We start from the raw sequence: 25121 nt of genomic DNA on the forward strand, positions 1-25121 counted from the left end.
GGATGAGATGATTAAATTAGTGGCTCTGGATCTGGATAATACGTTACTGACCAACGATAAAAAAATCAGTAAGGTGAACGAACTGGCCTTAAAGAAACTGTCTGCGAAGGGTGTTAAAGTGGTTTTGTGCACTGGCAGACCGATCAATGCCATTTGGCACTATATTGAACAGCTGGGGCTGACGGATCCCGCTGATTTTACGATTACCTTTAACGGGGCTTTGGTGATCAATAATACCAGCCGGAAAAACCTGGCTAAACAGGGCTTGAGTAAGACTGATTTAGTTCCGTTACACGAATTCAGTAAGGCCAACGATTTTCCACTGGATATTTTGAACTTTGACCAGGTTTATCCGATTACGGATCTGGTTAAATCAACTTATCAGCTGGGTGGCGGGATTAAATTCGAACCCATGACCTTTGATGAGTTGCCTGATCAGCTCTACGCCAAAGTAGTGGCTGCTCAAAAACCAGCTATTTTGGATAAAATGGTGGCCGGTTTAACCCCTGAACTTAAAAAACAGTATCACGTTGCCCGTTCGCAACCGCATATTCTGGAATTCTTAAGCCCCACAACCGATAAGTCAGTCGGGCTGCATGCGTTACTGCAGCATTTTGGCTGGGATGAAAGCAACCTTATGGCCTTTGGTGACGCCGAAAACGATGCCGGCATGCTGAAGAGCGCCGAAATCGGTGTGGCAATGGCAAATGCACAGCCAGCAATTACCGCTATGACGAAGTATCACACTGGCACTAATGAAGAAGACGGTGTGGCTGAGTTTGTGGATAAGTATTTTAAATTAGATTAAATAGATAATGAAAGGGACTCAGGGAAAATGATTTTTCCCCTGAGTCCCTTTTTTACTGCTTTAAATATCTATTGAGTAAACGTGTTCAGAAAGCCTGCTCTCGGCCACCTAACGCAATTAATCACAAAATCCAAAACCGGGATTTTCCGATTAATTGCGTTAGGTTCTGGGAGCAACCCGGCTTTCTTCACACTCTAGTTTTTAGCGAATAATCCAGTTAGGTACTTCATAAAGGTTGCCAGATAACGATCCGCATCTACGTTGATACCGACGTTCACGTTAGTCTTTGGTTGATCCAAGCGGGCTTGGTCACCAATTGTCCGGCCATAGGTTTCTTTGTCAGTTGAGACAAACATGTTTAGGCCAAGAGTAGTAACGAGGCTTGGGTCTAAGGCGACCCCAACGGCCAGTGGGTCATGCAAAGCACAACCTGGTACTTGGGGGTTGGTTTCTTCGTAGGCTTCAATGTAGTAGTCAACGATGTCAGCAAAGGCAGTCCCAGCCTTGGTATTAAGCTCACGCCATTGCGAGGTTTCTTTACGGGTCAAAAGGGTCCGTAAAGTCACGTCCAGACCAACCATGGTTAATTGCATCGGACTAGTGAAGACCGCGTTAGCTGCTTCAGCATCTTGATTGATGTTGGCTTCGGCATACGCGTTGACGTTGCCTTCAACGGTCAAAGCACCGCCCATGAAGGTGACGTTACCGATCTCAGTCGCAATTTCAGGGGCCTTTTCCAATGCCTTAGCCAAGTTGGTCATTGGACCAGTTGGAACCAAGGTGAGGTCTTTACCATACTTTTTGACTGAATCGATCAGGAAGTCGACACCGGAAGTGGTCTCTAATTGACGCTTAGGTTCTGGTAAGTCCACTTGGCCGATTCCGTTTTCACCGTGAATACGAGCACTGACCTGCATCCGGTCGAAGTGGTCACTTGTAAGGGAGTGACTTTCGCCAAGGTAGACAGGAACGTCAGGCGCACCAAGTAATTCCAAAATCTTCAGTGAGTTGATGCCGCCTTCCTTAACGTAGACGTTACCATATGAACCGATGATACCAATCAGATCAACATCGGGTGCTGCTAAGGCGTAGGCAATTGCCATTGAATCGTCGATACCAGTATCCAAATCCAAAATCATTTTTTTTGTAGCCATCAGAAAACCTCCATTGAGTAACTTATACCCAGTCACTCGTTGATATTATTGAAAGCGCTGTACTATACTCTTTAATGATAAATGATGCATCATTGAAATACAAGAAATTTACGGCGATATTCAGGTATAGTTACCGTATCGGTGGGGTTTAGCCACCGTTAATTTAAGTCGATCCAACTCGTACGGATAGTGACATGTGGTACAATATTTTTATTCAGTGTCAGCAGAGATTCATGAATTTGGAGGGAATTATGACTCAAAATTTATCGGAAGAACAATTGAAAAAGAAGCGTCGTGAAAACCTCCTGGACGATGCTACCAAAGAACTGAATGAGTGGACCGGGGATGATAATGCGGTTGAGATCCATTTATTCCGGATGTTTTCGGAAGTCTTTAAACGTCATGATAAAGATCAAGCGGATGCGCTATTTATTGTTGGCACTAAAACGACGACGCCAAGTCTAGCCGAAGTTTCCTCGGCCCCCGTTAAGCCGTGGGTCTTCTCACGGGTGCTAGCACTATTGGGGCTGAGTTTTGGCTTATTGACGTTGTTATTCCTAGTTTTTCACAGCGATAAAGCCGTTCCCGGAATGGTTTTTATTGGGTCGTTGGCAGTGCCGTTTTCACTGGCAATTATGTTTTTTGAAATTAACGTTTACAAAAATATTTCCGTTTTTCAGGCCACGGAAGTTTTCCTGATTGGTGGCATTGCATCACTGGTGGCAACCATGGTCTTGTATCAGCTGATTCCGTCTGGAAATGGCGTGGATCTGATGTCCGCGCTGGCCATTGGGTTTATCGAAGAAACGGCTAAATTACTGATCATCGGCTATTTTATTAATAGTTTTAGGGTCAATTATATTTTCAATGGCATGTTGATCGGTGCCTGCGTTGGGGCCGGTTTTGCGGTGTTTGAAACCTCCGGCTATACCGGTGAATTTGGGCTGGTCACACTCTTTGTCAGAAGCTGGCAAGCCATTGGCACGCATACCATTTGGTCCGCAATTATTGGCGCAGCGATTATTCTCGCTAAGGGGCGTCATAAACCAGTTAAGGGCAAAACGATGGTTCGACCCAAGTTTTTACGGTTCTACTTGCTGGCGATTTTACTACATGCCGGCTGGGATTGGCAGGCACCGGTACCGTATTTGGCCGCCTTTGACATTCAAAAATGGCTGATCATCATTGCCGGCTGGATTGCAATCTTTGTCCTAATCGACGCGGGGTTACGGGAAGTCCGCACCTTGCAGGGACAGCGAATTATTAATTAAGATAAATGGAGGAATCGAAGTTGGATAAACAGTATGATATCACAATTATTGGTGGTGGCCCCGCCGGTATTTTTGCGGGGTTTTACGCGGGATTACACGAAGCTTCTGCGCAGTTGATCGAAAGTTTACCAGTGCTTGGCGGTCAGGTCAGTGCGTTGTATCCAGAAAAGCGCATCTTGGACGTCGCCGGGATTCCCGATATTCAAGCACAGCAGTTGATCAACCGGCAGATCGAACAGTTTCAGCAGTTCCCGGTTGATGTTAAAACGGAGCAGAACGTCACTAACATTGAGCAGACGCCAGAGGGCTTTACTGTAACGACCCCCAAAGAAGTGACTCATTCAAAAACGGTGGTAATCGCCGTTGGTAACGGCTCATTTTCACCGCGGCCACTAGTTATTGATAACGTGAAGGAGTTTGAAGGTAAATCACTTTTTTATGCGATTACTGATTTAGAGCATTTTAAGGGCCACCGGGTATTGATCGCCGGTGGTGGTGATTCAGCTTTAGATGAAGCATTGATGTTGGAACCGGTAGCGAAGACCGTTCACCTGGTTCACCGGCGCAATGAGTTTCGCGCCTTGGAACACACGGTTGCCCAGGTGAAGAACTCGACCGTTGATATTCAAACACCGTATATGATCAAGGCGATTGAAAAGACGGCTAGCGGCATGTTAGTGACCATCAAGAAGATGCGGTCTGATGATACGCAAACGATTGAAGTCGATGATGTGATCGTGAGCTATGGGTTTACTTCCGACCACAAGATCGTTGATGGCTGGGACATCGACTTAGCTACTGATCACCGGTTATTTAAGGTCAACACTCAGATGGAGACCAGCGTTCCTGGCATCTACGCCATTGGTGACAGCGTGACTTACCCCGGTAAGCAGGCTTTGATCGCCACAGCTTATGGTGAAGCCCCGATTGCCATTAATTCAATTATGGCAAAATTGTACCCGAATCGTCGGGGACCGGCGCATTCATCATCGATCATTCGGCAAAAATAACGTTTATAAAAGACAAAATAGGTTCGCAGTCCAAACGACTGCGAACCTATTTTTTATGCTACTTATCACCACTGTTAGCATCCGGGTTAGTAATCTTGATCCGGTTAGTATCAGTTGATTTATGATGCAATTCTGGCGCATCGGTCTTGTAATCTGATTGCGTAGAGCGATTGCCGTTTTCACTATAGAGACTAGTTGACTTATTTTTTAAGCGACGTTCAATTTTAATTTCCTTGCTTAAACCATCAGCGTAATTGTACTTTTCCGGATTGATTGGTTTCAGTCCCTTAGGATGGTAGAAGCGCAGCAGGTTCTTTTGGTTAAGCGAATCAGACAAACTCAGTTCCAGCTTGACCTTGGACTGCATCTGATCGATCTTAGCCTGCAATTCTTTGTTAGGATGCAGTTCCTGACCGGTCTTATTGTCGTAAACGACCCCGGATAGGCAAGTATACTTGTCGCTGACCCAGTCCTCGTTTCTAAAGGCTACCACGGTGTCGTGTTCCTTTGAAAACAGGTCGGTACCGAACTGAATATACTGTTTAGTACTGATACCCAGCAAGTGTAAGAGGGTCGGCAAGACATCAATTTCACCGCCGTACGTATGGTCAATGTAGCCGCCCTTAGTACCGGGCATGTTAAACATTAACGGGACGCGTTGCAGCTGCGCATTATCAAAGTCATTCCAGGTACTTGGATTTTTACCCAGGGCCTTTGCCAGATTGGTGTTTTCAGAGTTGGAAATCCCATAGTGGTCACCATACAAAACAATAATGCTCTTCTTATCCAGGCCAGTTTTGTGCAGATAACTGTAAAATTCTTTGATGGATTCATCCAGATAGTGGGCCGTCTTAAAGTAGTTATCAACGGTTTTATCGCCAGTATTGGGCGCTTTAAACCCATCATCTTGGTCCTCTTTATCCAGGGAGAATGGGAAGTGGTTGGTCACCGTTAAGTATTTAACGTAAAATGGCTGCTGCAGGCGCTGCAGGTACTTCACGGAGTCATTGAACAGTAACTTGTCTTTCAGGCCAAAGCCCAGCGATTTATCGCCTGAGGTATCGTAGTAGCTGGCATCAAAGAAGTATTGGTAACCCAGATTCTTGTAGGTGTTATTCCGGTTCCAGAAGCTGGCCACGTTACCGTGAAAAACAGCGGTGGTATAGCCGGCTTTTTGTTTCAGGATCGATGGTGCGCCCTGGAAGGTATTATCAGAGCCTAGCTGAGCGAATAAGGAGCCCTGCGGCAGCCCATACGTGCTGGTTTCCAGCATGTTTTCAGCATCACTGGTCTTACCCTGACCAACTTGGTGGTAGAAATTATTAAACGCATAGGTTGATTGGCTGTGATAGAGGTGATTCAAAAACGGGGTGACTTCTCGGCCATCGACCTTTTTATCGATCATAAATTGCTGGAAGCTTTCCAAATGCAAAATGATGACGTTTTTACCCTTGGCTTTACCAAAATAAGCTTGATTGGGTTTCGCGTAATGCCTGTGCACAAATTTAAGGATGTCGTTGAGTTCGGATTTCTTGGCAGTTGCCCGGACATCACTGTTATGCTGCGTGTTGACAGCATCGTAGATCGTGAAGGAATCCAGACCCAGATATTTGACCACGTAAGAGCGATCAAAGGTCTTGGTCAGTAACTGCGGCCGGTTCATTTCACTGATCGCCATGTTGAACCCAAAGGCTAAAAAGCCCAGTGAAGTCACCGCGAAGCCTGCCCGCCAGTTTAATTTGCGAGTGTCAGTTTTGATCTGTCTGGTCAGCAATAAGATGGCAATGATGATCAGGTCGAGCCAAAAGAAAATATCGTGGAAACTGGTTAGTGCAACAGAACTGCCGCTAAGCCCCTGATTGACCTTGTTGTAGCCCAGCATGGTAGCAACGGTCATGAAGTCGGTGAACTCACGGTAGTAGATGACGTTCAAGTAAAGCAGAACGGTGTTTAAAATATCCAGCACAATGATTGACGTGTAAAACAGCCGCGTACGCTTAATATAAAGCGCCAAACTGTAGAAAATAATTGCGGTGGGAATTGGATTTAAAATATATAAGATGAACTGTAGCGGATCGTTGAGGGAAACCCGAAAATCAACGAAGTACGCAATCAGTGTTTTTAACCAAAAACAAAGCAGCAACAAAGTGGCGAAGCCAATTCGCGTGTTTGTTTTCTGCCATAAGCGTTTCATAAGCTGCAAAATAATGACTCCCTTTAATCGACGTATTGATGTTCATTAGTTTAGCAGACTTTTGGACCTTGTGCCTAATAAGCAGTAAAATTTATTAAAATGTAAGAAGTAATCGCTACTGGTTAGCGCTTCCATTTTTGCCGTTTTGGTTCCCTTCAGATGGTGATATACTTAACGTAATTAAAGAAATGAGGTGTCAATCGATGACTAAACTCAATTTATATGTTGTTCGTCATGGGCAAACTTATTTTAATATTTACAATAAATTACAGGGCTGGAGTAATTCACCCCTGACGCAAAAGGGAATCGACGGGGCGGTCACGACTGGTAAACGGCTGGCTGATATTCACTTCGATGCCGCTTATTGCAGCGATACGACCCGGGCAATGGATACGGCCAAATTGATCCTAAAAGAAAATCGGGCTTCCGCTATTAAGGAACCGCAAACGGCCATGTTTTTCCGCGAAGAGTTCTACGGCTATTATGAAGGCAACGATATGGCGCAGGCTTGGTATTTGGCGGGCGCGCCACATGGACTGCCGACCTTTAAGGACATTGTGACCAAATACTCTATCGGCAAGGCCAAGGATTATTTAAAGGCCGCTGACCCCTTTCATCAAGCTGAAAATAATGAGGAATATTGGGCACGGGTGGATCAAGGCTTCGATTTGATTCGGCATAATTCCGACTTAAAAGATGGCGATAACGTTTTACTTATTAGTCATGGTAATACCCTGTTAAGTCTAATGGAGCGTTACGGCGGCGGTAAGTACGATGTCACGGTGCGTCCAGCTAACGGTAGTCTGACCAACTTAACGCTGACGGATGATGATGTGATCGTGGAGAGTTATAACAAGTAACAAGGTGCGAAACCAAGCGGTTAGAGAGCGAAATATAAGAGAAGTCCACCAGAATCCCATGAATTTGGGGATTCTGGTGGACTTCTCTTATATGCAGCTCTCTGCTTGGTGTAGCCCGATTAGGCTATATAACAGTTAATTTTCAACGTTAAAATTATCCTGTGAGCTAAGATCGCCATCATCGCTAAAATCAATGCCTTGCTTAGCGTAATAGTCCATGATCGTCTGCCGCTGTGATTCGAACTTGGGTGGTAAGCCCAGACTATTGCCTAACGTTAAGATGGGTTCGTCAAGACTGAATCCAGGAGTAGGGGTCGCGAGTTCAATGCGGTTATCGCCGGGTTCACGAATGTAGAGGCTCTTGAACCAGCCACGGTCACGGTACATTTCAATGTCCCAGCCCTGTTCCTGTGCGAGTTGGTAATACTGTAACAGTTCTTCTTCGTTAGCGACACGTAGAGCCACGTGGTCGATCGAGCCACGGCCAAAGCGGGTGACTTGCTCAAAGTCGGTGGTTGCCACCAGCTTAATTTGTTCAGCACCCTCTAATTCGACGATATTGTCGGTGACGGTTAGGTGTAATAATTGCTCGAAAAAGGCTTGTGAAGCGCTTACATCTGGGACGTGCAATTCAGTGCCTAGGAAGCGTGAAATCTGGTATTTAGGATCAATACCGTTGTGGGGCACGATCTGCCATTCAGTTAACTGGTTGTCGGTTTCGACCATCGTGATTGGAATTTGATCCGGGTCGTTAAATATCAGTTCATTGCTGGTCTCCATCGTGGTAATGCCGTTATCAAACAATCGGTCCTTCCAAAACGTCTTGCTGCCGGTTGGAATGGCTAACCGAAAGCCGTTGATAAAATGATTACCATCAGTTCTGTGTCCTAATAGCGGCACCACAAAGAAGGTGATCACGGAACCGGGAGTGCCCAGATAGTCACCGTAAAACAAGTGACGAATATGAATGTTTTCCTGGTTAACGGAATTCTTAACGAGCCGTAAACCTAAGACCTGGGTGTAAAAGTGAATATTTTGTTTGGCATCCTTCGTCAAAAGTGAAATGTGATGAGTTTGCATGACTGCGCCTGCTTTCGTAATATTTTGCCCTCAGTATAGCATATTGGTGCTGGTCCCCGGTGTATTTCGCCTACTAGATATAGGGTATAATAAGTGATTAAGGAGTGTGAGTCATGAAAATTAAATCAGCGTTAGGGACCCATAATCAAGTCTATACGGCGGCCATTGGTATCCGCCAGGCTGTATTTGTAACGGAACAGGGGATTTCAGCACAGTTAGAATTCGACGGTCAAGATGACCAAGTGACGCACTATGTTGGCTACATCGATGATCAGCCGGTTGTGACGGCCCGAATTCGGCATGAAGGGCAGGTCGTGCATATTCAGCGGGTCGCGACTTTACCAGCATTTCGGCATCATTGTTACGCCATAGCATTGTTGCAGCAAGTGCTTGCGGATGTTGCTGCTGGATCGGCTATCGAACTTAATGCGCAGGCTACCGCCATTGGCCTGTACGAACGACTGGGGTTCAAGCAGACTGGCGCTCCCTTTGAAGAAGTGGGCATTCAGCACGTTAAAATGGTTAAAAACGTGTAACAAAGCAACGGACTAAAAAAGCTTGATTATCAGTTCATCACTGATAACCAAGCTTTTGTTATTTATCATTATTTATATATGTGTAAATTAATTTTGAGTAGCAGTGGCTGATGCACTGAAGTCAGTAACGTGTGCGTAACCAACAACGTGCCACCATGGTGCGTGAACGCGTTCAGTAACAACACCGCGGTTTTGGGCATCGATCATTTTGCCGTTACCAACGTACAAGCCAACGTGGCTAATACTGTGGGTGCCGTAACCAAAGAAGACCAAATCACCTTTTTGAACGTTAGTGCCGCTGACGTGCTTGTAAGCATTGTATTGGGCTTGTGCAGTTCGTGGAATGGTAATGTTAGCTGCTTTCTTGTAAACGTAGCCGGTAAAACCTGAGCAGTCAAATGCGTAAGGACCAGTTGCACCCCAAACGTATGGGTGACCTAACTTTTGCTTAGCGGTAGTTAAAACGGTACTGTAAGATGCGTCCGTGCTTGCAGCGTGTGCTGAAGTAACCTGTGAACCAGCAACTGCGAAGCTAAAGAATGCGACGATGGCGATAATACTTTTTGTAATTAAATTCTTCATTGAACTTGAGACCCCTAACTTTTTTCCGTTTTTTTTATGTACAATATTTAGTGTACGGTTTAATTGTTTCAGTAATGTGACAAACCAGTGTCAATGACGTTAAACAACTGGTTTTATACTGTAATTTACGTAATATTTTCACAAAAAGGGGCAAAACGGCGGTTATTACTGGATTATAGGTGCAATTCACTTTGCTCATTAGGTTGGAATGTGAAATAATAAGGTTGCAAAACCTGAGAGGCGGTTATTCAATGAGATATCGAATCCCTAATTTAGTCAATTTCGATCAATTTGTTTTTCGAATTGGTGAACTGAGTCGAATGACTGGTGTATCATCGCGTCAGCTTCGTTACTGGGAGCAGCGTGATTATATTTCAGCCATTACCCGGGATGATCAAAACAAAGCACGCGTTTATGACTTCCATACGTTTATTCAAGTTAGTATTATTAAAAAGCTGCTGGACGAAGGGTATCGCCTTCCCGCAGCAGTGGAGAAGATGCGCAGTATTGAAAAGGAAATTTCACTTTCCAGAAAGTTCTTCCAAGTTGCTTTTGATGGCGTAGACGTCATCGATGGGAAGATGTATTTGAATCTGGGCTACTTTGACAAAGCTAAAACTCAAATCTTGTATGGTTTGTATGAAGATGGTCAAGTTAGTTATGAGATTCGGCCAGTGAGTGAAGTTCAGGATAATTAAAAAATAGCGACGGTGACGTAAGTCTCTATTGGTAAGTATTTCAACTAACTGCTTAACTGAAAATAGTAAAAAGATGACCATTTAACTCAAAAAAGCCTATTCCGACAAAGTTCGCCGGAATAGGCTTTTTTGAATTAAATTCTGGAATTTACCGAGTTTTATTACATACTTTATTTTGCATGTCGTTTCAGATGTGGTCGCTTTGAAGGCAAGGTCACGGTCAACTTACCAACTGAAGTGGTAATAATTGGCAAGATGATATCGAAGATGACCGTTGCAAACAAGATGATCAACCCGGCCTGGGTCAGTGGTGCGAAGTTAGCACTGAACAAGACGAGGCAAATGATAATGACCGTAAAGAGCTGGTGGCGAATGTTTTGCCCAAGTGAACTGATACCTGGCAATAACCAATCCGTCATGCTGGTTTCTTTGAAGCGGTAGCTAATGGCGAGTTGAATCAATAGACTGGCACTAACGACCAATAGCGGTACGAACGCGATCATTGGTGCTTGCCAGTTAAAGCTAGGATCACCAGACATGAAGTGATTCGTCATCTGCGCGAGCTGAACGCCACCCATAACGGCCAGCGCTAGACTGGCTAACCAGTAGATTGGCTGCAGAACAGACCCGCTGATCATGGCAATGATCAAGAAGCTTAGCACACCGATGGTTAACATCAGCCAACCGAGATTAGCGCGGACAGAATGTTCAACCGTATTTTGAACCACTGGCTGGCCAGTATAGGCAATCTTAGCGTGACGCAGTGAAGTACCCTGTAGCTGTGTATTAACTTCGGACTGCAAATGCTTTAAGGTCGCTGCATTGTTATGACTAGCGGCTGAATCCTTCAGGTAGACCTGCAGCTGCGTTGTCTTGTAATCCTGACTGGTATTTGTCATCAAGGACTGCTGGAACTGCATACTGGTTAACTGTTCTGGTGTAATGTAATAAACTTTAGCAGCATCTGAAGTCTGTAATGCTGATAGGTAGCTGTAAATATTGTTATAGGACTTGATCAGACCGTTTAAACTGGTAGTGGTCTTCTTCAAACTGCTGCGAACGGAGGAGACTTGTGAAGAGTAGTCTGAGACCTTGCTTTGAACAGCTTGCCCATCATTACCAGCGGACGTTGCTTCATCGTTTAAGACCCGCATGTTACTTGCAACGGTTTGCAGTTGGCTGCTGACCAGATTGAGTAGCCGCTGGTAATTTCTGACCCGTTTGGAAGCTGATGAAGATTGTGATACGCTCGCCCGACCAGCTACTTGAGAGACTTGGGAACGGACCGTACCCGTGTCATCGCTTAAACGGTTAGCTTTTGAAACCAGTTTATCTAGCTGATCAGCAGTATCGCTGAGCTTAACTTGGCTCAGATCACTGCGGTTGCCCTTAAGATCAGATTGAAGTTGTGACAGCTGATCCGTGGCGCCCTTGAGCGACATGTTCATTTGATTCAACTGGGTGTTCACGTAGTATTCATGCATTGGCTGGCCGTTTGGCTGAGTTAAAGACGTGACACCGGAAACTCCAGGCATGGATCTTAGCTTAGTGGTTAAATTATCGATTTGAAGCAGGGCTTTTTCATTATCGACCCGGTTATTGCTGCGAATATAAACGGTGACCGGAGTTGCTTTACCCGCGCCAAAATGCGCGTTGAGTACCCGCATCCCAGCAACAGCTTCATTATTAGGCGCAACCGTTTTGGCGGCCGAAAAGTTCAGATTATCCCGGTACAAAATGGCAAATGGACCAACAACATAGAGTACAGCGATAATCGCAATGAAGGGTTGCCAGAGGCCGAAGCGGGCCATCCAGTTCCAGAAGCGGTGTGGCCGTGAAGTCGACTCAACGGCTGGCCAGAAGAACCGCTCACCTGAAAGCTGCATGAAGATCGGTGCAATTGTGTAAAGCCCAATCGTAATCACGATCGTAACGATGGCTAAAGCGGAAAGTGCCCGAATCGTTGAGAAGCCAAAGGCGTAAAAGCTTGCGAAGAGAACCGTTAACGTTCCCCCAAGAATCAGCAGGAAGTTACGAACAGCGTGAACACTGTGAGTGGTCGCTGCCGCCGCGTCTTGACCGTCAGCGACGTTTTGCTTAAAGGCATTAAAGAGATAATAGTGACCCAGCGTCCCTAAGACGAGTGTCAGCAATAACGTGAGTAATGGCAGATACTCGGAATATGGGAAACTAGTGCGGTCAGCTAAATTATTGATCAGACCTAAAGAAACAACGTACATCATCAGCATGGACAATGTGGAGATCAATGGGGCAATCAATGATTTAAAGATGACACCAATGATCAGCAGACTTAAAACAAACCCGAGGATGGCGGCAAAGGTCGTGACGTGACTAATATTTTCGTTGGCCGCGTCGTTAACCAGATCTGGACTGGTCAAGTAAGTTGATAGACCCGCAGTTCGAATCTGGGTTCGTAATTGCTTGGCCAGGACCCGTGAATTACCCTGGTTTTGATCAATTGCCAGCTGAACGGTTTCCGTGGAGCCGTCTTTGGAATAGAATTGAGATTTGGCAGCTGGATTAGTGACCATGGTCTGAATTGACCGAATGCCATAAGTCTTCTGTTTTTCAGTCAAGCGCGAAACAGTCTTATCGATACTGGACTGCTGCGCTTGGGTCAGCTTACCATTGGGATTGTTGAAAACTGCTGAAACATTATATGTACCGGAAATGTTTCGGCCCCAAGTGTTTTGCATGCTTCGGGCCACCATGGGTTGACTGTTGTTAGCCAATTGCGGCTGACCCTTTGTTTGAATCATATCAGAGGTGTTAGGCATCATGACGATTGCAACAAAGATTGCAATGAGCCAAAACAGCAATGAAAAGATTCGATGATTGTGTAACTGACGTATCCGCTCTTTCATTGAATAATATCTCCCTTAAAATGTCGCCGCTATAGGCGCCTATATAACTACTATATTACCATAGCTGATACAGGATTGTATTTCAATTGCCAAAATTGAAATAATTCGCTAAGTGGTACGAATCTAAACTGAAATTGATAAATGAATTCAAATCGCTATGATTTACGGCAAAATTTGCTTATAATGAAAATTCCTGAAATGAAGGGTGGAAAAAGAAGATGTCAGATCACTATCAGAGTCGTTATGCTGGATTAAATACAAATCAACGGTTTTTAATTGCTAATCAATTAGCTGCTGATTATCATTTAGATGTCAGCCAAGTTTTATTTACCTATTTAAAGGTGGCTGAGCCAATCTTGGCAAAGCAAACTCATACCAAACAAATTTCTGAAGCGACACAAAAACAAATCGATGAACAATTTGAACAAACATTACTAAAATTGAGCCATACAAAGGAGTGAGTATGTCATGTGTACCAGTATTTATCAGATCGCACAAGATGGTACCCACGTACTGGGCCGGACAATGGACTGGCACGCTTTAGGGGCTGGACCGGTTTTCGTGCCCCGTCAATTTCAGTGGCGCTCGGTTTATGATAATCAGGCGTATCAAAATCCTTACGCCATCATTGGCAGCGGTGGTGCGCACGATGATGAAATCGATATTTCTGATGGCATCAACGAATATGGCCTGAGCGTTCAGAAGCTGACCTTTGCTAACGGCGCCCGCTTTGACTCTCAGCCGGATATTAATAAACACTCAATTGCACCGTTTGAATTACCCCTATATTTATTGGGGCACTTCAAATCGATTGCGGAGATTGAGGCGCACATGGATGAACTTCAGCTGATGAGTGGCGAACACGCCTTTAAACGGTACGGCTACCCCGAACTGCACTATGTTGCAGCTGATATAACTGGACGAATCGTTGCCATTGAAACGTCGGCTAAACCGCTTAAAATCTATGAAAATCCGCTGGGAATACTGACCAATGCTTATAATTTTGAACGCCAGCTCAACCAGTTAAAAGATTATATGACTTTTACCCCAGAATTTGAGGCTGACCAAGTACCATTGAATACAGCCCGGGTGACGACAGGCAGTTTCTCAGGTAAGAAAATCCCGGCTGGGTCATATACACCAAGTTCGCGGTTTATTCGGGCGGCCTATTATAAGGAAAGAACGGACCAACCGCTAGATGAAGCGTCCGGAATTGTGAGCATGTGGCATTTGTTAAATGGCGTGAGTGTTCCTAAGAGCACCATGTATCAGCAAAACTATTCGGTTTACCGGGCAGCCACCGTCACCGATTCGCTATCCTATTATTTTGAACCATATAATCGGTTGGGCGTTGTTAAACTGCAGTTGACGCCAGAGTTGCTAACAGTCACAACGCCACAGTTTTACCAAGTACCGGATAAGTTGCAGACGTTCAAGTTAAATTAATGAATTATTAATTCTGTGTCAACTAAATCTCATGGTAAACTAAACTTAGAGTAACAATAATTTTAATGAATGGAGACACAATTTTTTGGCCAAGAAAAGACGGCGTAGTAAAAAGAATAACTCACAGGCTGTTGCGACACTAATCTTTCTGTTAGCACTATTTGTCATCGGTGGGGGGATGGGTGTACGCTATGTAATGAATAATTACATAGCTAACCAAAGAACCCAAGCGAGTAAGCCGACTGAATCAGAAACACCTGAACAGCGCCAGCAGCACCAATTTATTAATTCAGTGGCGAAACCCGCGGTTAATGTCTATCAGGCCAACCATCAAGTTTTGCCCAGTATCGTGATCGCTCAGGCAATCGTCGAGTCCAATTGGGGGCATTCCCAGCTCTATCAAGAGGCTAACAATCCGTTTGGTATTAAGGGCAGTTACAATGGGCAGACTAAATCGTTTCCCACTAATGAGTATATCAATGGGAAAGAGGAACGGATCAATGCCAACTTTCGGGTTTATCCGAGCTTAAAAGCGGCCATCCTCGATCACGATGAAGTGGTTGCCCGGCAGTTTTTACCGGCTAACGTGACTGATTATCACAGAGCGGCAACACTGTTACAGCGAAATGGGTACGCAACGGATCCGTCCTACGCGAAGAAATTGGTCAACGTCATTAACACTTATAGTTTAAATCGGTTCGATGGTTACTAAATACAACGCAACTTCCTACGCGATACCACTAACAGTGGTTTCTGTATGATGCGAATATCAAAACAATGATAGGAGATATGTACAAATTTGTTTGATCTAATAGGAAAACTCTATGGTCCATTTTTTAACCTTCACAATTGGGAAACGGTTATCAGCTCTGGGAGCGACTGGCTAGTGATCTTTTCACTGGTTCTGATCGAATGTTTGCTTTCAGTGGATAATGCCGTGGTACTAGCGGCCCAAACTCAAGCACTGCCGACCAAAAAGCTGCGTGAAAAATCGCTGTTCTATGGGATCTGGGGTGCCTATATTTTTCGCTTTTTGATTATTGGGATGGGTGTTTACCTGATCAATTTTTGGGAAATTAAGGTTGTCGGCGCGGGTTATTTACTGTTCTTAAGCATTCAATTTTTTTCCAAGTCACGGGTCAAGCATACCCGTAAGCTAGTTTCTAATAAAAAGCGGCCGATTTCATTATTTTGGTCGGTCGTCATTCAAATTGAGTTAATGGACATCATTTTCTCAATCGATTCAGTGTTAGCTTCGCTGGCCATTTCACCTAACCCAGTGATCGTTTTGATTGGTGGGATGATTGGCATCCTCGCCATGCGTGGGGTTGCTGAATTGATTATGAGACTGATGCGGGTCATTCCGGAACTGGAACCAATGGCCTATGGGCTGATTGCCTTAATTGCGGTTAAGTTGTTTATCAGTATCCCAATAATCGATATTGAAATTCCAGCAGCTGCCTTTGGGCTGATCGTGCTTGGAGCAGTTGTGGTGACGCTGATCATTCACGTCATTCGAAAAAAGAGAAAGGTGGCACAGACTTCAGATGGCAGTCACGATAACTAAGGATAATTTAGCTGAAGAAACCGCTTCTGGGTTAGTACTGGTCGATTTTTGGGCTGACTGGTGCGCACCGTGTAAAATGATGGCCCCCATCTTAGAACAACTGGAGACCGTCTACGGTGACCGCATCAAATTTGGTAAATTAAACGTGGAACATAATCAGGATCTGGCGATGAACTACAAAGTCATGAGTATTCCCAGCCTAGTTTTCTTTCGCGATGGTAAAGCAGTTGAAAAGGTGACGGGGCTGTACCCCAAAGAAAAATTAGCCAAGTATTTAGATCAAAAGTTAGCCACCAACTAGGGGGTAAGCGTTATGAAAATCGGATTTATCGGTACCGGCGTCATGGGCGGTGCCATTGCGGAACATCTATTAGATGCTGGTCATGAGTTAGTCGTCTATAACCGTACTAAAGCCAAGACGGATGCGTTAGTTGCCAAGGGTGCCACTTGGGTCGAGACACCGGCGCAAGTTGCTGAAAAGACAGATATCATTTTTTCCATGGTGGGCTATCCCACTGATGTCGAGGCGATTTACTTTGGTGATCAAGGCATCTTTAGTACGCTAACGGCGGGTAAAACCGTGATTGATATGACCACCAGTACACCGACCTTGGCCGAGAAGATTGCGGTTAAAGCACGGGCGCTAAACGCCCATGCACTGGACGCACCAGTTTCCGGCGGTGATGTTGGTGCTAAGAACGCCACGTTAACCGTGATGGTTGGTGGTGATCAGGCCACCTTTGATGCCGTGAAACCCTTGTTTGAGTTAGTTGGCTCGAAAGTGCATTTATTCGGCCCAGCCGGTAAGGGTCAACATACTAAAATGGCTAATCAGATCATGATTGCCGGTACCATGACTGGGACTGTCGAAATGATGGTTTACGCCAAACACGCTGGCCTCAATATGAACGATGTCCTCGACACGCTTAGCAGTGGTGGGGCGGACAACTGGAGTATGGATAACTACGCCCCGAGAATTTTGAAGGGTGATTATACGCCAGGGTTCTTCGCCAAGCACTTCTTAAAAGATCTGCGAATCGCACTGGATGAAGCTGACAAAATGAAAATAGACTTACCAGCAACTAAGCTGGCCAAGCAACTTTACGAAACCATGGTTGATGATAAGGGCCTTGGTAACGACGGGACTCAGGGATTAATCAAGTTGTATGAGAATTTGTAAAAATGGTTAACTCAAAAACGGCTAATGAACAGTAAATGTTCATTAGCCGTTTTTGATTATTCTTGTAAATCCGAGAAGAAACTGTATAACTTTTCTTGTGTCAGTTGCTGCTTTTCTTCACCGGAAACGTCATAGGTGATCTTGCCATCACTAATGACGATCAGCCGGTTACCGTACTTTAATGCGTCATCCAAATGGTGGGTGATCATTAGACAGGTAAGGTTTTGGGCAATGATCCGGTCGTTAGTAGCGGTCATTAACTCCTGTGAAGTCTTTGGATCCAGCGCAGCCGTATGTTCATCCAGCAGTAAGATGTCCGGCTTCTTCAGCGTGGCCATCAGGAAACTAAGGGCCTGTCGCTGCCCACCAGATAAACTGCCGGTTGGTGTGGTCAGCCGTTCGTTTAAACCGTTGCCCATACCACTGGTCATCTCTTTAAATTCAGCCATGTGCTGGTTCAAGTGACGGGGAGCTAAATGCCGGTGTTCACCGCGTTTAGTTGCCAGCAAGAGGTTTTCGGCCACGGTCATCCGTGGCGCGGTTCCCAGCTTGGGGTCTTGGAAGACCCGGCTCAAAAACCGCGTGCGCCGTTCTTCTGATTCGTTGGCAATCGATTCACCCCGTAACAGGATATCACCAGAATCAATGGTTAAATTCCCAGCAATGGTGTTAAACAGCGTTGATTTACCAGCACCGTTAGATCCCAAAATGGTAATAAAGTCACCTTCGTTGATGGTGAGATTTAAATCTTTCAGCAGGGTAAGTTCTTCAGGTGTGTTGCGATTAACTTTGGTCACAACGTGGCGTAATTCTAGAATTGGTTTAGTCATGAGTCGAGATCCCCCGTTTCCAAACGCGCTTTAAATTGAACATGTCCCGGAAAACTGGCACCATCATGCAAAGTGCTAATACGACGGATGAGAACAATTTTAAATCGTTAGTATTAAAGCCTAATTTGAGGACGATCAGCAAGACAAACCGGTAGAGAATCGACCCTAAAGTGACGGCAACTAGCCGCTGGTTCATGGTCAGTTCACCAAAGGCGACTTCACCGATGATGATGGACGCTAAGGCAATGACGATGACCCCAATTCCCATGTTCACATCAGCGTAACCGTCGTTTTGAGCAACCAAGGCGCCACCAAGACCGATGACCCCGTTAGAGACCATCAGGCCCATGATCTTCATGTTGTCGGTCTTGATACCTAATGACCGGGCCATTTTTTCGTTATCACCGGTAGCAATGAACGCCTGACCGAGGTCGGTTTGCAGGAAGTAGATCAAAACTAAGGTCAAAATGACGATGACTGTAAAGCCGAGGAAAACACTGTCAAAATACATTGGTGAATGCGCAAAGATCGGTAATTTCAACAGTGAAGGTTTATCCAGCAAAGTCAAATTTGAGCGACCGTGCATGATCCGCAAGTTAACGGAGTATGCGGCGGTCATGACCAGAATACCAGCTAACAGGATCGGAATTCGGCCCTTGGTATACAGTAAACCGGTTGCGAGTCCGCAAAGCATGCCGACCCCAATGGCAATCAACGTTGCCCAGATGGGGTTGATCCCGTTATTGATGGCAGCTACACAGGCGGCTGCCCCCATTGGGAAGGTTCCTTCAACGGTCATATCGGGGAAGTCTAAAATCCTAAAGGTTAGAAATAATCCCAGCCCAAGAGTTGCCCACAGCAGCCCTTGGCCGATAGCAGAAACGCCTAATCCAAATGTCATTTGATGATCTCCCCTTTCTTTTGAGCTTCTTTAACCAGTGAGCTAGGGAAGGTGATCCCTAACTTTTGAGCTTCTTTCATGTTCAAAATCAAATCACCGTGACGGATGAATTTGATTGGTGTGGTTGCGGGTTTCTTACCCTTTAAGATATCAGCAGTCATCCGGCCGGTGAGCACGCCTAACTTGTATTGGTTAATACTGTAAGTGGCTAGGCCACCAGATTTGACCATGGTATCAACAGCGGGGAACACGGGAACTTTAGCGGCGTTGGAGTTTTTGACCAGTGTCTGCATGGCGGAAGCCACCGTGTTATCGGTTGGTACGTAGACCGCATCCACGTTTTGAACCATTTGCTGTGAAACTTGGTCCACGTCGTTCGTGTTTGAAATTGAGTAAGCTTTTAACTTCACGTGTTCCTGCGCACACAGAACTTTGAATTGCTTGTACTGCGCGGCCGCTGAATCGTCACTGGAGGTATAGAAAATACCCAGTGTCTTCATCTTAGGCATGACTTGTTTGATCAGACCTAACTGTTCTTTTAAGGGTGCCTGGTCAGAAACACCGGTGATATTGTGGCCGGGTGCGTTATTATTTTTAACTAAGCCAGCACCTTTAGGATCAGTAACGGCTCCTAAAACAATCGGGATTTTGGACGTTGCGTTTGCTAATGCCTGAGCTGAAGGCGTGGCAATTCCGATCGTAGCATCCGCATCTTCGTTGACAAAGCGGTTACTCATGGTCATGAGGTTACTTTGATCATTTTGAGCGTTTTGAAAATCAATTTTGATGTTTTTGCCAGGATGATAGCCCTTTTCTTCCAAACCGTGGATGATTCCATGATGGATGGCATCCAAAGCCGGGTGAGACATCAGTTGTAAAATACCAACGGTGGGTTTGGCAACCGTAGCTGGTTTACCGGTTCCGCCTTCACCAACGAAAGCGAAGCCGAGAAAAATAACAATAATCGCGATTAATGCGTATAGTCGCTTCATGATTCGATTCCCCTATCTAAAATAGAATTAAAAGTGCAATAAAAAAGGCGACTCCTCACAGAAGTCGTCTAAGAAGAAGCGCGACGTGCAAGGTTAGTCATGCAGCGTCACTCAATAACAAAGTAACCGGCAAGACACGTGTATGAACATGTTGTCCAAACCGCGTCAAAGACAGCGGTTTGCTTACCGGAATTGCCAAGCTTTAAATGGGTTAGCGTACTTTGTCATTTGAATTCCTCCGAACTAGAATATCTACTATTATAAAGACCGAACCCGTGATGTGCAAGTATCACCTGCGTTTCAGCCGGGGTAATTCAGTCCAAACAAAAGGACCCAACCTCATCACTGAGGCTGGGTCCTTCCGCGCTTGATAAGCTACATTAGTAGTTATCGTAGTTACATTATACACCTTGGTTTGTAATATAGAAACAAGAATATACATTTTTTCACGTTAGAGGACTGCCCACAGGTTGTTTACAAAATGCAGTATGATGCTGTATCTGATATCTTTGAAGTACAAATAGGCACCCGCTAACACCCAACCCAATGACGCATAAAACAGGGTAGTTACAGAAAACGTCATCGTATGCAGGTAGCCAAAAATCAATCCGCTAACAAAAACGCCAAAAACGTTGCTCCAAGGCGAATTTTTTGAAAAAAAGAAATTGAAAAAGAAACCTCGAAACAAGTATTCTTCAAAAACCGGGGCGATCACCACGCCATAAACCGTATTCCAGAAGGGCAATTGCTGGATCTGACCATCTAGTGCCGATTGATTGGTCGGCATGGGCAATAGGTGGTGGCTAATGAGCTGTGACCAGGCAATTTGGACGGCCAGCATCAGCACGAAAGCCAGTAACAGTTGGCCGAGCCGATGACGATTAAAGGCCTGGTGACCAAATTGGCGCGGATTATGGCGCTTTAGTTGCCGGTTGTACAGCCAGGTGTACAGCACTAAAATAGCAGCTACCATGATCAGCATAGCACCGATGAAACGGTTGGCCAGGCCCGCGTTCTTGCTGGCGTACTTGGTGGCAAACTCCAGCAGTATCGAGTTTGAGAGGTACGCAATCAGTAAGAGGATAAACCCACCAATGCGCAAACCTTGGCGTCTGAGATAGGTCATCATTTTGGCACCTCGATTGTAAATATTAATAGGTAATAATTTTGATCAGATTATGGTCTGGATCACGCACCCATAGTGCAGTGGCAACTCCTTTAGCCCCTTCATAGGGGATGGGACCGTTATCAATTTCCACGGCATAGTTAGTGAGGTGTGAGAGGGTGTTTTCCAGTGGATCGTGCGTTTCTAAAGCAATTTCAGCACTTCCAGGTGTGACCACGTGAGCAGCAATTTTGGCACCATCATCTTTAGTTCGAAATTCCAGACGGTGATGACCCAGTCTTAAACTGGGACGTTTAGCATCCTTAATGATCGGCAGGTCAAACACTTCGTGATAAAAACGGACGGAATGGTTGATGTCAGTGACGGTTAGTGTCAGACTATCAATATCTTTAATATTCAAATTTGTCATCCTTTATTGATTATTTTACGGCAATTAATTATACCACAGAGAGAAAATAGGCTAGTTGTGGTCAGTCGATAATCGTCAATTTCAACAACTAATTAATGAGGCTGTAAGCGTGACCAATTAATTCACAAGGCAATTAAACAAATTCTAAATGATGTTTTATAAATCCCGACATTAGCTTGTTTTCTTGCTATTAAAAATGTTTCGTGATAGTGTAAAGTGTTGTGAAAAAATGAAAATAAATGTAAATTTAGCCTTTTATGGCGGTTTAAATGATGGTGTCCCGGCAAGCTGAAAGTCCCTTAGATCGACTTAACAACTTGTCCGGGCACCCTTTTCAAGGAGGTATATTAAAAAAATGTCTTTACTAGAAGTTGAAGACCTCAGTATGGCTTTTGCAGACAAACGACTGTACGATGACGCGAGTTTTCAACTAAACAAGGGTGAACACATGGGAATCGTCGGTCAAAACGGGGTTGGTAAATCAACCCTGATCAAAGTTCTGACCGGTGATGAATTGCCATTGTCCGGTTCCGTTAAGTGGCAACGTGGCGTTCACGTGGGTTACTTGGATCAATACGCGGATATTCCAGAAGGGATGACGCTGATTGAATTCCTGCATACCGCGTTTCAAGACCTATACGATAAAAATGACCGCATGACGCAGCTGTATACGGACTACGCTGAAACGGCGGATGATAAATTACTGGAACGGGCCGGCCGGATTCAAGAAGAGCTGGAAGCTAATAACTTTTACGATATCGAAACTGAAATCGAACGCATCATTACGGGCCTTGGCCTAGATGATATTGGCCGCGACCATGAAGTAGCGCAAATGTCAGGTGGACAGCGGTCTAAAATTATTTTAGCCAAGCTGCTGCTGCAAAATCCGGACGTGATCTTGCTGGATGAACCGACCAACTATTTGGATGTGGCCCACATTGCTTGGTTAGTGGATTATCTGAATAATTTTGAGGGTGCAGCGATGGTCATTTCCCATGATTATGATTTCCTGGAAAAAGTCACCAACTGTATCATTAACGTGGCCTTTGGTAAGATCACTAAGTACCGCGGGAGCTTTAAGTCAGCCATGAGACAGCGGACTGAACGCGAAGAAGCGCAACGTAAAGAATACGAGAAGCAACAGGTCAAGATTGAAAAGACCGAAAAGTTCATTGCCAAGTTTAAGGCCGGGACTCGGTCAAAGCAGGCGAAGTCCCGTGAGAAACAACTCTCGCATATGGACTTGGTCGATCCGCCTTCGAGTAACATTCAGGCGACCTTCAACTTTCCGTATGAAGATACCGGTTCGCAAAACGCCTTAGTGGTGGACCATCTCTCGGTCGGCTATAACCGGCCACTGTTAAAGCCGGTCACTTTTTCCGTGAATACCGATGAAAAGGTTGGCTTTGAAGGCTTTAACGGGGTTGGTAAGTCAACTTTGATCAAGACCATTTTAGGTCTAATCAAATCTAAGGGCGGTACGGCTGAATTTTCACCATCAGCCAAGGTCAGTTATTTCAGTCAGGATCTGGAATGGGAAAACGACCAGGAAACACCGCTGAAGATCATTCAGGCCAAGTATGAAAAATTACCGCAAAAAGCCATCCGGACGAAGTTAGCTAGGTGCGGCCTAGACGCTGCCAATGCGATGAAACCCATCGGCCAGCTTTCTGGTGGTGAACAGACTAAGGTCAAGTTAGCCATGATGGAATTTGAACCCAGCAACTTCTTGATCTTAGACGAACCGACGAACCATTTGGACGAAGAAACCAAGGAAGCCTTAAAGGACGCCATCAATAAGTTTCCTGGCAACGCCATTGTCGTTAGCCATGAGGTCAGTTTCTACGATGGTTTAGCGGATAAAGTTTTGAACGTTGAGAAACTAAGCCTTAAGAATCAGTAATAATATCTCTAGTTAAATAAAATGTTATCTTTTTGAAACATTTGCATGCTACAATAATAACTATTAAGTCATGTTTGGGGATAGGTTTATGAAGCGGGTTTTGCAAATAGTTGCTGTCATTATTGCTATTGCGGTATTGGGCGTCACGGCTAATCATTTAATGACACCGAATGCCAGTGACCACGCAGCAACACAAACGACTAAAAAAGTAAGTACCAAAAAACCGGTTGAAAAAAAGCCGGCACCAGCTCAGGTCAATTGGCGGAAACCTTCTGAGAGTAAACCGTATCCTAAATGGGATCAGCTGAAGAAACCTTGGATTCACGTTTCGGTGAGCCAGCAGCGGGTCTTCATTAAGGATGGCAACAAGACGGTTTATACCATGTATGCCTCAACTGGCGTCAATAATTCAACGCCACGCGGCACCTTCCATATTCAACAGGAACGAGGAAAGTTCTTCTATAACGCTGAATCTAAGGAAGGCGCTAAAGATTGGGTGTCCTTTAAGGACCACGGCATTTATCTTTTTCATACGGTGCCCACCGATCAATACGGCAATTTTAACGTTAAAGAAGCCAACCTGCTGGGACGAGCAGCACACTCACATGGCTGTGTGAGATTGGCGGTTCCGGATGCAAGATGGTTCTACAATAACGTTACTTATGGCACCAAGGTTGTCATTGATTAATTAATAAGGGTTACTAAAAAAGGCGTCGAACTTCAGTTGAGTTCGACGCCTTTTCGTGTAGTCATTTGATCAGAAATTAATGATTAGTCGTTAAAATTGTTGCTTTCAACGTCTCTGATAAAGGTTGCCAAATGATCATAATAAACGGGTGCGTTATCGATCATGTGATGGTGACCGCCACCGGGAGTAGTTACTAAACGCGCATGGGGAATCTCAGTGGCCATCCGTTTAGCGGTTGAGATCGGCATGGTTTCGTGTTCGCCAAAGGTCAGCAACGTTGGCACTTTGATTTCCTTTAGGTGGGATTCAAATTGCCATTCCTTTAACTTACCAGTGATGACGAATTCGTTGTCACCCTGGAAAGCGCCGTAAACTGGCCGAGACATGGTTGGAATCAAGTGGGAAATGGCGGCTGGCTTTTTACGGTCAACGTAGCCGTCATTTAAGACATCCACGTACTTTTGGTATTGTGGGTCATCGTAGTTGTTAGCGGCTTCTTGCTTCTTCATGTAAGCCACGGCATCGGCTGGCAGGGCTTCTTCTCGGACCTGGTTGATGTGGGTCACGTATTCGTCGATGTTATCCACCATTGAGGAAATGATGGCACCCTTCAAATGCTGACCGTACTTAGCAGCATACATTTGAACCAGCGCGCCGCCCCATGATTGGCCGATCAGATAGAAATGATCCAAACCTAACTTTTGACGGACTTCTTCAACTTCGCCTAAGAAGTAGTCGTAAGTCAGGTACTTTTTAGCAATTTCGGGATCACTGTAATCGGGTTGATCGGAGTACCAAGAACCTAATTGGTCATACATATGAACTTGAACGTTGAGACCCTGTTTTTTCAGTTGTTGGGCAGTATCTTCCCAGTATTCATGGTTGCCACCAGGGCCACCGTGTAATGCCAGCAAATGAATATCGCCTTCACCTTGGGTATTGGTCCACAAATGGTAGCCGTTATCTAGCGTAATGATCGTGGTGCCTTGTTTCATGAAAAT

The 25121-nt window shown here is 45.1% G+C and carries 25 protein-coding genes; 14 read left to right on the forward strand and 11 right to left on the reverse strand.

What is annotated here, in order from left to right:
• Positions 1 to 7: 7 nt before the first annotated feature.
• A complete protein-coding gene (locus tag CES79_RS00640) occupies positions 8 to 808 on the forward strand; it encodes a Cof-type HAD-IIB family hydrolase (RefSeq protein ID WP_089136010.1) in 801 nt (266 codons plus the stop codon).
• A gap of 194 nt (positions 809 to 1002) precedes the next feature.
• Here the strand turns inward: CES79_RS00640 and CES79_RS00645 are convergent, their stop codons facing one another.
• Positions 1003 to 1962, reverse strand: coding sequence for a nucleoside hydrolase (locus CES79_RS00645; protein ID WP_089136011.1), 960 nt, complete (start codon positions 1960 to 1962; stop codon positions 1003 to 1005).
• Positions 1963 to 2213: 251 nt separating this feature from the next.
• Between CES79_RS00645 and CES79_RS00650 the strand changes: the two genes are divergently transcribed.
• Positions 2214 to 3233, forward strand: coding sequence for a PrsW family intramembrane metalloprotease (locus CES79_RS00650; RefSeq protein WP_089136012.1), 1020 nt, complete (start codon positions 2214 to 2216; stop codon positions 3231 to 3233).
• Positions 3234 to 3253: 20 nt separating this feature from the next.
• Positions 3254 to 4243, forward strand: coding sequence for an NAD(P)/FAD-dependent oxidoreductase (locus CES79_RS00655; RefSeq protein ID WP_089136013.1), 990 nt, complete (start codon positions 3254 to 3256; stop codon positions 4241 to 4243).
• Positions 4244 to 4301: 58 nt separating this feature from the next.
• On the opposite strand, the gene CES79_RS00660 is transcribed toward CES79_RS00655, so the two are convergent.
• Complete coding sequence (locus CES79_RS00660) at positions 4302 to 6437, reverse strand: LTA synthase family protein (protein WP_089136132.1); 2136 nt, start codon at positions 6435 to 6437, stop codon at positions 4302 to 4304.
• 203 nt (positions 6438 to 6640) lie between these two features.
• On the opposite strand from CES79_RS00660, the gene CES79_RS00665 reads away from it, so the two are divergent.
• Complete coding sequence (locus CES79_RS00665) at positions 6641 to 7297, forward strand: histidine phosphatase family protein (RefSeq protein WP_054653722.1); 657 nt, start codon at positions 6641 to 6643, stop codon at positions 7295 to 7297.
• Positions 7298 to 7432: 135 nt separating this feature from the next.
• Here the strand turns inward: CES79_RS00665 and CES79_RS00670 are convergent, their stop codons facing one another.
• A complete protein-coding gene (locus CES79_RS00670; protein ID WP_054653724.1) occupies positions 7433 to 8377 on the reverse strand; it encodes a VOC family protein in 945 nt (314 codons plus the stop codon).
• A gap of 113 nt (positions 8378 to 8490) precedes the next feature.
• Between CES79_RS00670 and CES79_RS00675 the strand changes: the two genes are divergently transcribed.
• Positions 8491 to 8913 carry a GNAT family N-acetyltransferase gene (locus CES79_RS00675; protein WP_089136014.1) on the forward strand — a complete coding sequence of 141 codons (423 nt, stop codon included), beginning with the start codon at positions 8491 to 8493 and terminating at the stop codon, positions 8911 to 8913.
• An 87-nt stretch (positions 8914 to 9000) separates the two neighbouring features.
• Here the strand turns inward: CES79_RS00675 and CES79_RS00680 are convergent, their stop codons facing one another.
• Positions 9001 to 9495: a C40 family peptidase gene (locus tag CES79_RS00680; RefSeq protein ID WP_054653726.1), complete on the reverse strand. Its 495-nt coding sequence runs from the start codon at positions 9493 to 9495 to the stop codon at positions 9001 to 9003.
• Positions 9496 to 9746: 251 nt separating this feature from the next.
• On the opposite strand from CES79_RS00680, the gene CES79_RS00685 reads away from it, so the two are divergent.
• A complete protein-coding gene (locus CES79_RS00685) occupies positions 9747 to 10193 on the forward strand; it encodes a MerR family transcriptional regulator (protein WP_054653728.1) in 447 nt (148 codons plus the stop codon).
• A gap of 170 nt (positions 10194 to 10363) precedes the next feature.
• On the opposite strand, the gene CES79_RS00690 is transcribed toward CES79_RS00685, so the two are convergent.
• Positions 10364 to 13078, reverse strand: a complete 2715-nt coding sequence (locus CES79_RS00690; protein WP_054653730.1) for an MMPL family transporter — start codon at positions 13076 to 13078, stop codon at positions 10364 to 10366.
• Positions 13079 to 13296: 218 nt separating this feature from the next.
• On the opposite strand from CES79_RS00690, the gene CES79_RS00695 reads away from it, so the two are divergent.
• The 6 genes from CES79_RS00695 to CES79_RS00720 all read left to right on the forward strand — a co-directional run bounded on the left by CES79_RS00695 (position 13297) and on the right by CES79_RS00720 (position 17271).
• Complete coding sequence (locus CES79_RS00695) at positions 13297 to 13539, forward strand: hypothetical protein (RefSeq protein WP_054653732.1); 243 nt, start codon at positions 13297 to 13299, stop codon at positions 13537 to 13539.
• Positions 13540 to 13546: 7 nt separating this feature from the next.
• Positions 13547 to 14524: a linear amide C-N hydrolase gene (locus CES79_RS00700; RefSeq protein WP_089136015.1), complete on the forward strand. Its 978-nt coding sequence runs from the start codon at positions 13547 to 13549 to the stop codon at positions 14522 to 14524.
• 85 nt (positions 14525 to 14609) lie between these two features.
• Entirely contained in the window at positions 14610 to 15236 is a 627-nt protein-coding gene (locus tag CES79_RS00705) for a glycoside hydrolase family 73 protein (protein WP_089136016.1), read from the forward strand.
• 87 nt (positions 15237 to 15323) lie between these two features.
• Positions 15324 to 16091 (forward strand): TerC family protein, encoded by a 768-nt coding sequence (locus tag CES79_RS00710; RefSeq protein ID WP_089136017.1) that lies wholly within the window; start codon positions 15324 to 15326, stop codon positions 16089 to 16091.
• Positions 16072 to 16392 carry a thioredoxin gene (gene trxA, locus CES79_RS00715; RefSeq protein ID WP_054653734.1) on the forward strand — a complete coding sequence of 107 codons (321 nt, stop codon included), beginning with the start codon at positions 16072 to 16074 and terminating at the stop codon, positions 16390 to 16392. The genes CES79_RS00710 and trxA overlap by 20 nt, the downstream gene beginning before the upstream one ends.
• A gap of 12 nt (positions 16393 to 16404) precedes the next feature.
• On the forward strand, positions 16405 to 17271 hold the full coding sequence (locus CES79_RS00720; protein ID WP_089136018.1) for an NAD(P)-dependent oxidoreductase: 867 nt from the start codon (positions 16405 to 16407) through the stop codon (positions 17269 to 17271).
• Between the two features lie 56 nt (positions 17272 to 17327).
• Here the strand turns inward: CES79_RS00720 and CES79_RS00725 are convergent, their stop codons facing one another.
• From CES79_RS00725 to CES79_RS00745, 5 genes are all read right to left on the reverse strand, one after another.
• The gene (locus tag CES79_RS00725; protein ID WP_054653736.1) at positions 17328 to 18101 is read right to left on the reverse strand and encodes an ABC transporter ATP-binding protein; all 774 of its coding nucleotides are present in this window, start codon (positions 18099 to 18101) and stop codon (positions 17328 to 17330) included.
• Positions 18094 to 19002 carry an ABC transporter permease gene (locus CES79_RS00730; protein WP_089136019.1) on the reverse strand — a complete coding sequence of 303 codons (909 nt, stop codon included), beginning with the start codon at positions 19000 to 19002 and terminating at the stop codon, positions 18094 to 18096. Before CES79_RS00730 ends, CES79_RS00725 begins: the two co-directional genes overlap by 8 nt.
• Entirely contained in the window at positions 18999 to 19994 is a 996-nt protein-coding gene (gene trpX, locus CES79_RS00735) for a tryptophan ABC transporter substrate-binding protein (protein ID WP_089136020.1), read from the reverse strand. The genes CES79_RS00730 and trpX overlap by 4 nt, the downstream gene beginning before the upstream one ends.
• A gap of 451 nt (positions 19995 to 20445) precedes the next feature.
• Positions 20446 to 21123: a CPBP family intramembrane glutamic endopeptidase gene (locus CES79_RS00740; protein ID WP_089136021.1), complete on the reverse strand. Its 678-nt coding sequence runs from the start codon at positions 21121 to 21123 to the stop codon at positions 20446 to 20448.
• Positions 21124 to 21145: 22 nt separating this feature from the next.
• Complete coding sequence (locus CES79_RS00745; RefSeq protein WP_439958907.1) at positions 21146 to 21529, reverse strand: VOC family protein; 384 nt, start codon at positions 21527 to 21529, stop codon at positions 21146 to 21148.
• Between the two features lie 355 nt (positions 21530 to 21884).
• On the opposite strand from CES79_RS00745, the gene CES79_RS00750 reads away from it, so the two are divergent.
• On the forward strand, positions 21885 to 23432 hold the full coding sequence (locus CES79_RS00750) for an ABC-F family ATP-binding cassette domain-containing protein (RefSeq protein ID WP_089136023.1): 1548 nt from the start codon (positions 21885 to 21887) through the stop codon (positions 23430 to 23432).
• An 88-nt stretch (positions 23433 to 23520) separates the two neighbouring features.
• The gene (locus CES79_RS00755; RefSeq protein WP_089136024.1) at positions 23521 to 24120 is read left to right on the forward strand and encodes a L,D-transpeptidase; all 600 of its coding nucleotides are present in this window, start codon (positions 23521 to 23523) and stop codon (positions 24118 to 24120) included.
• Positions 24121 to 24203: 83 nt separating this feature from the next.
• Here the strand turns inward: CES79_RS00755 and CES79_RS00760 are convergent, their stop codons facing one another.
• Positions 24204 to 25115, reverse strand: a complete 912-nt coding sequence (locus tag CES79_RS00760; protein WP_054653740.1) for a proline-specific peptidase family protein — start codon at positions 25113 to 25115, stop codon at positions 24204 to 24206.
• Positions 25116 to 25121: the final 6 nt, after the last annotated feature.

The sequence above is a fragment of the Secundilactobacillus silagei JCM 19001 genome, assembly GCF_002217945.1.
Taxonomy (GTDB): Bacteria; Bacillota; Bacilli; order Lactobacillales; family Lactobacillaceae; genus Secundilactobacillus; species Secundilactobacillus silagei.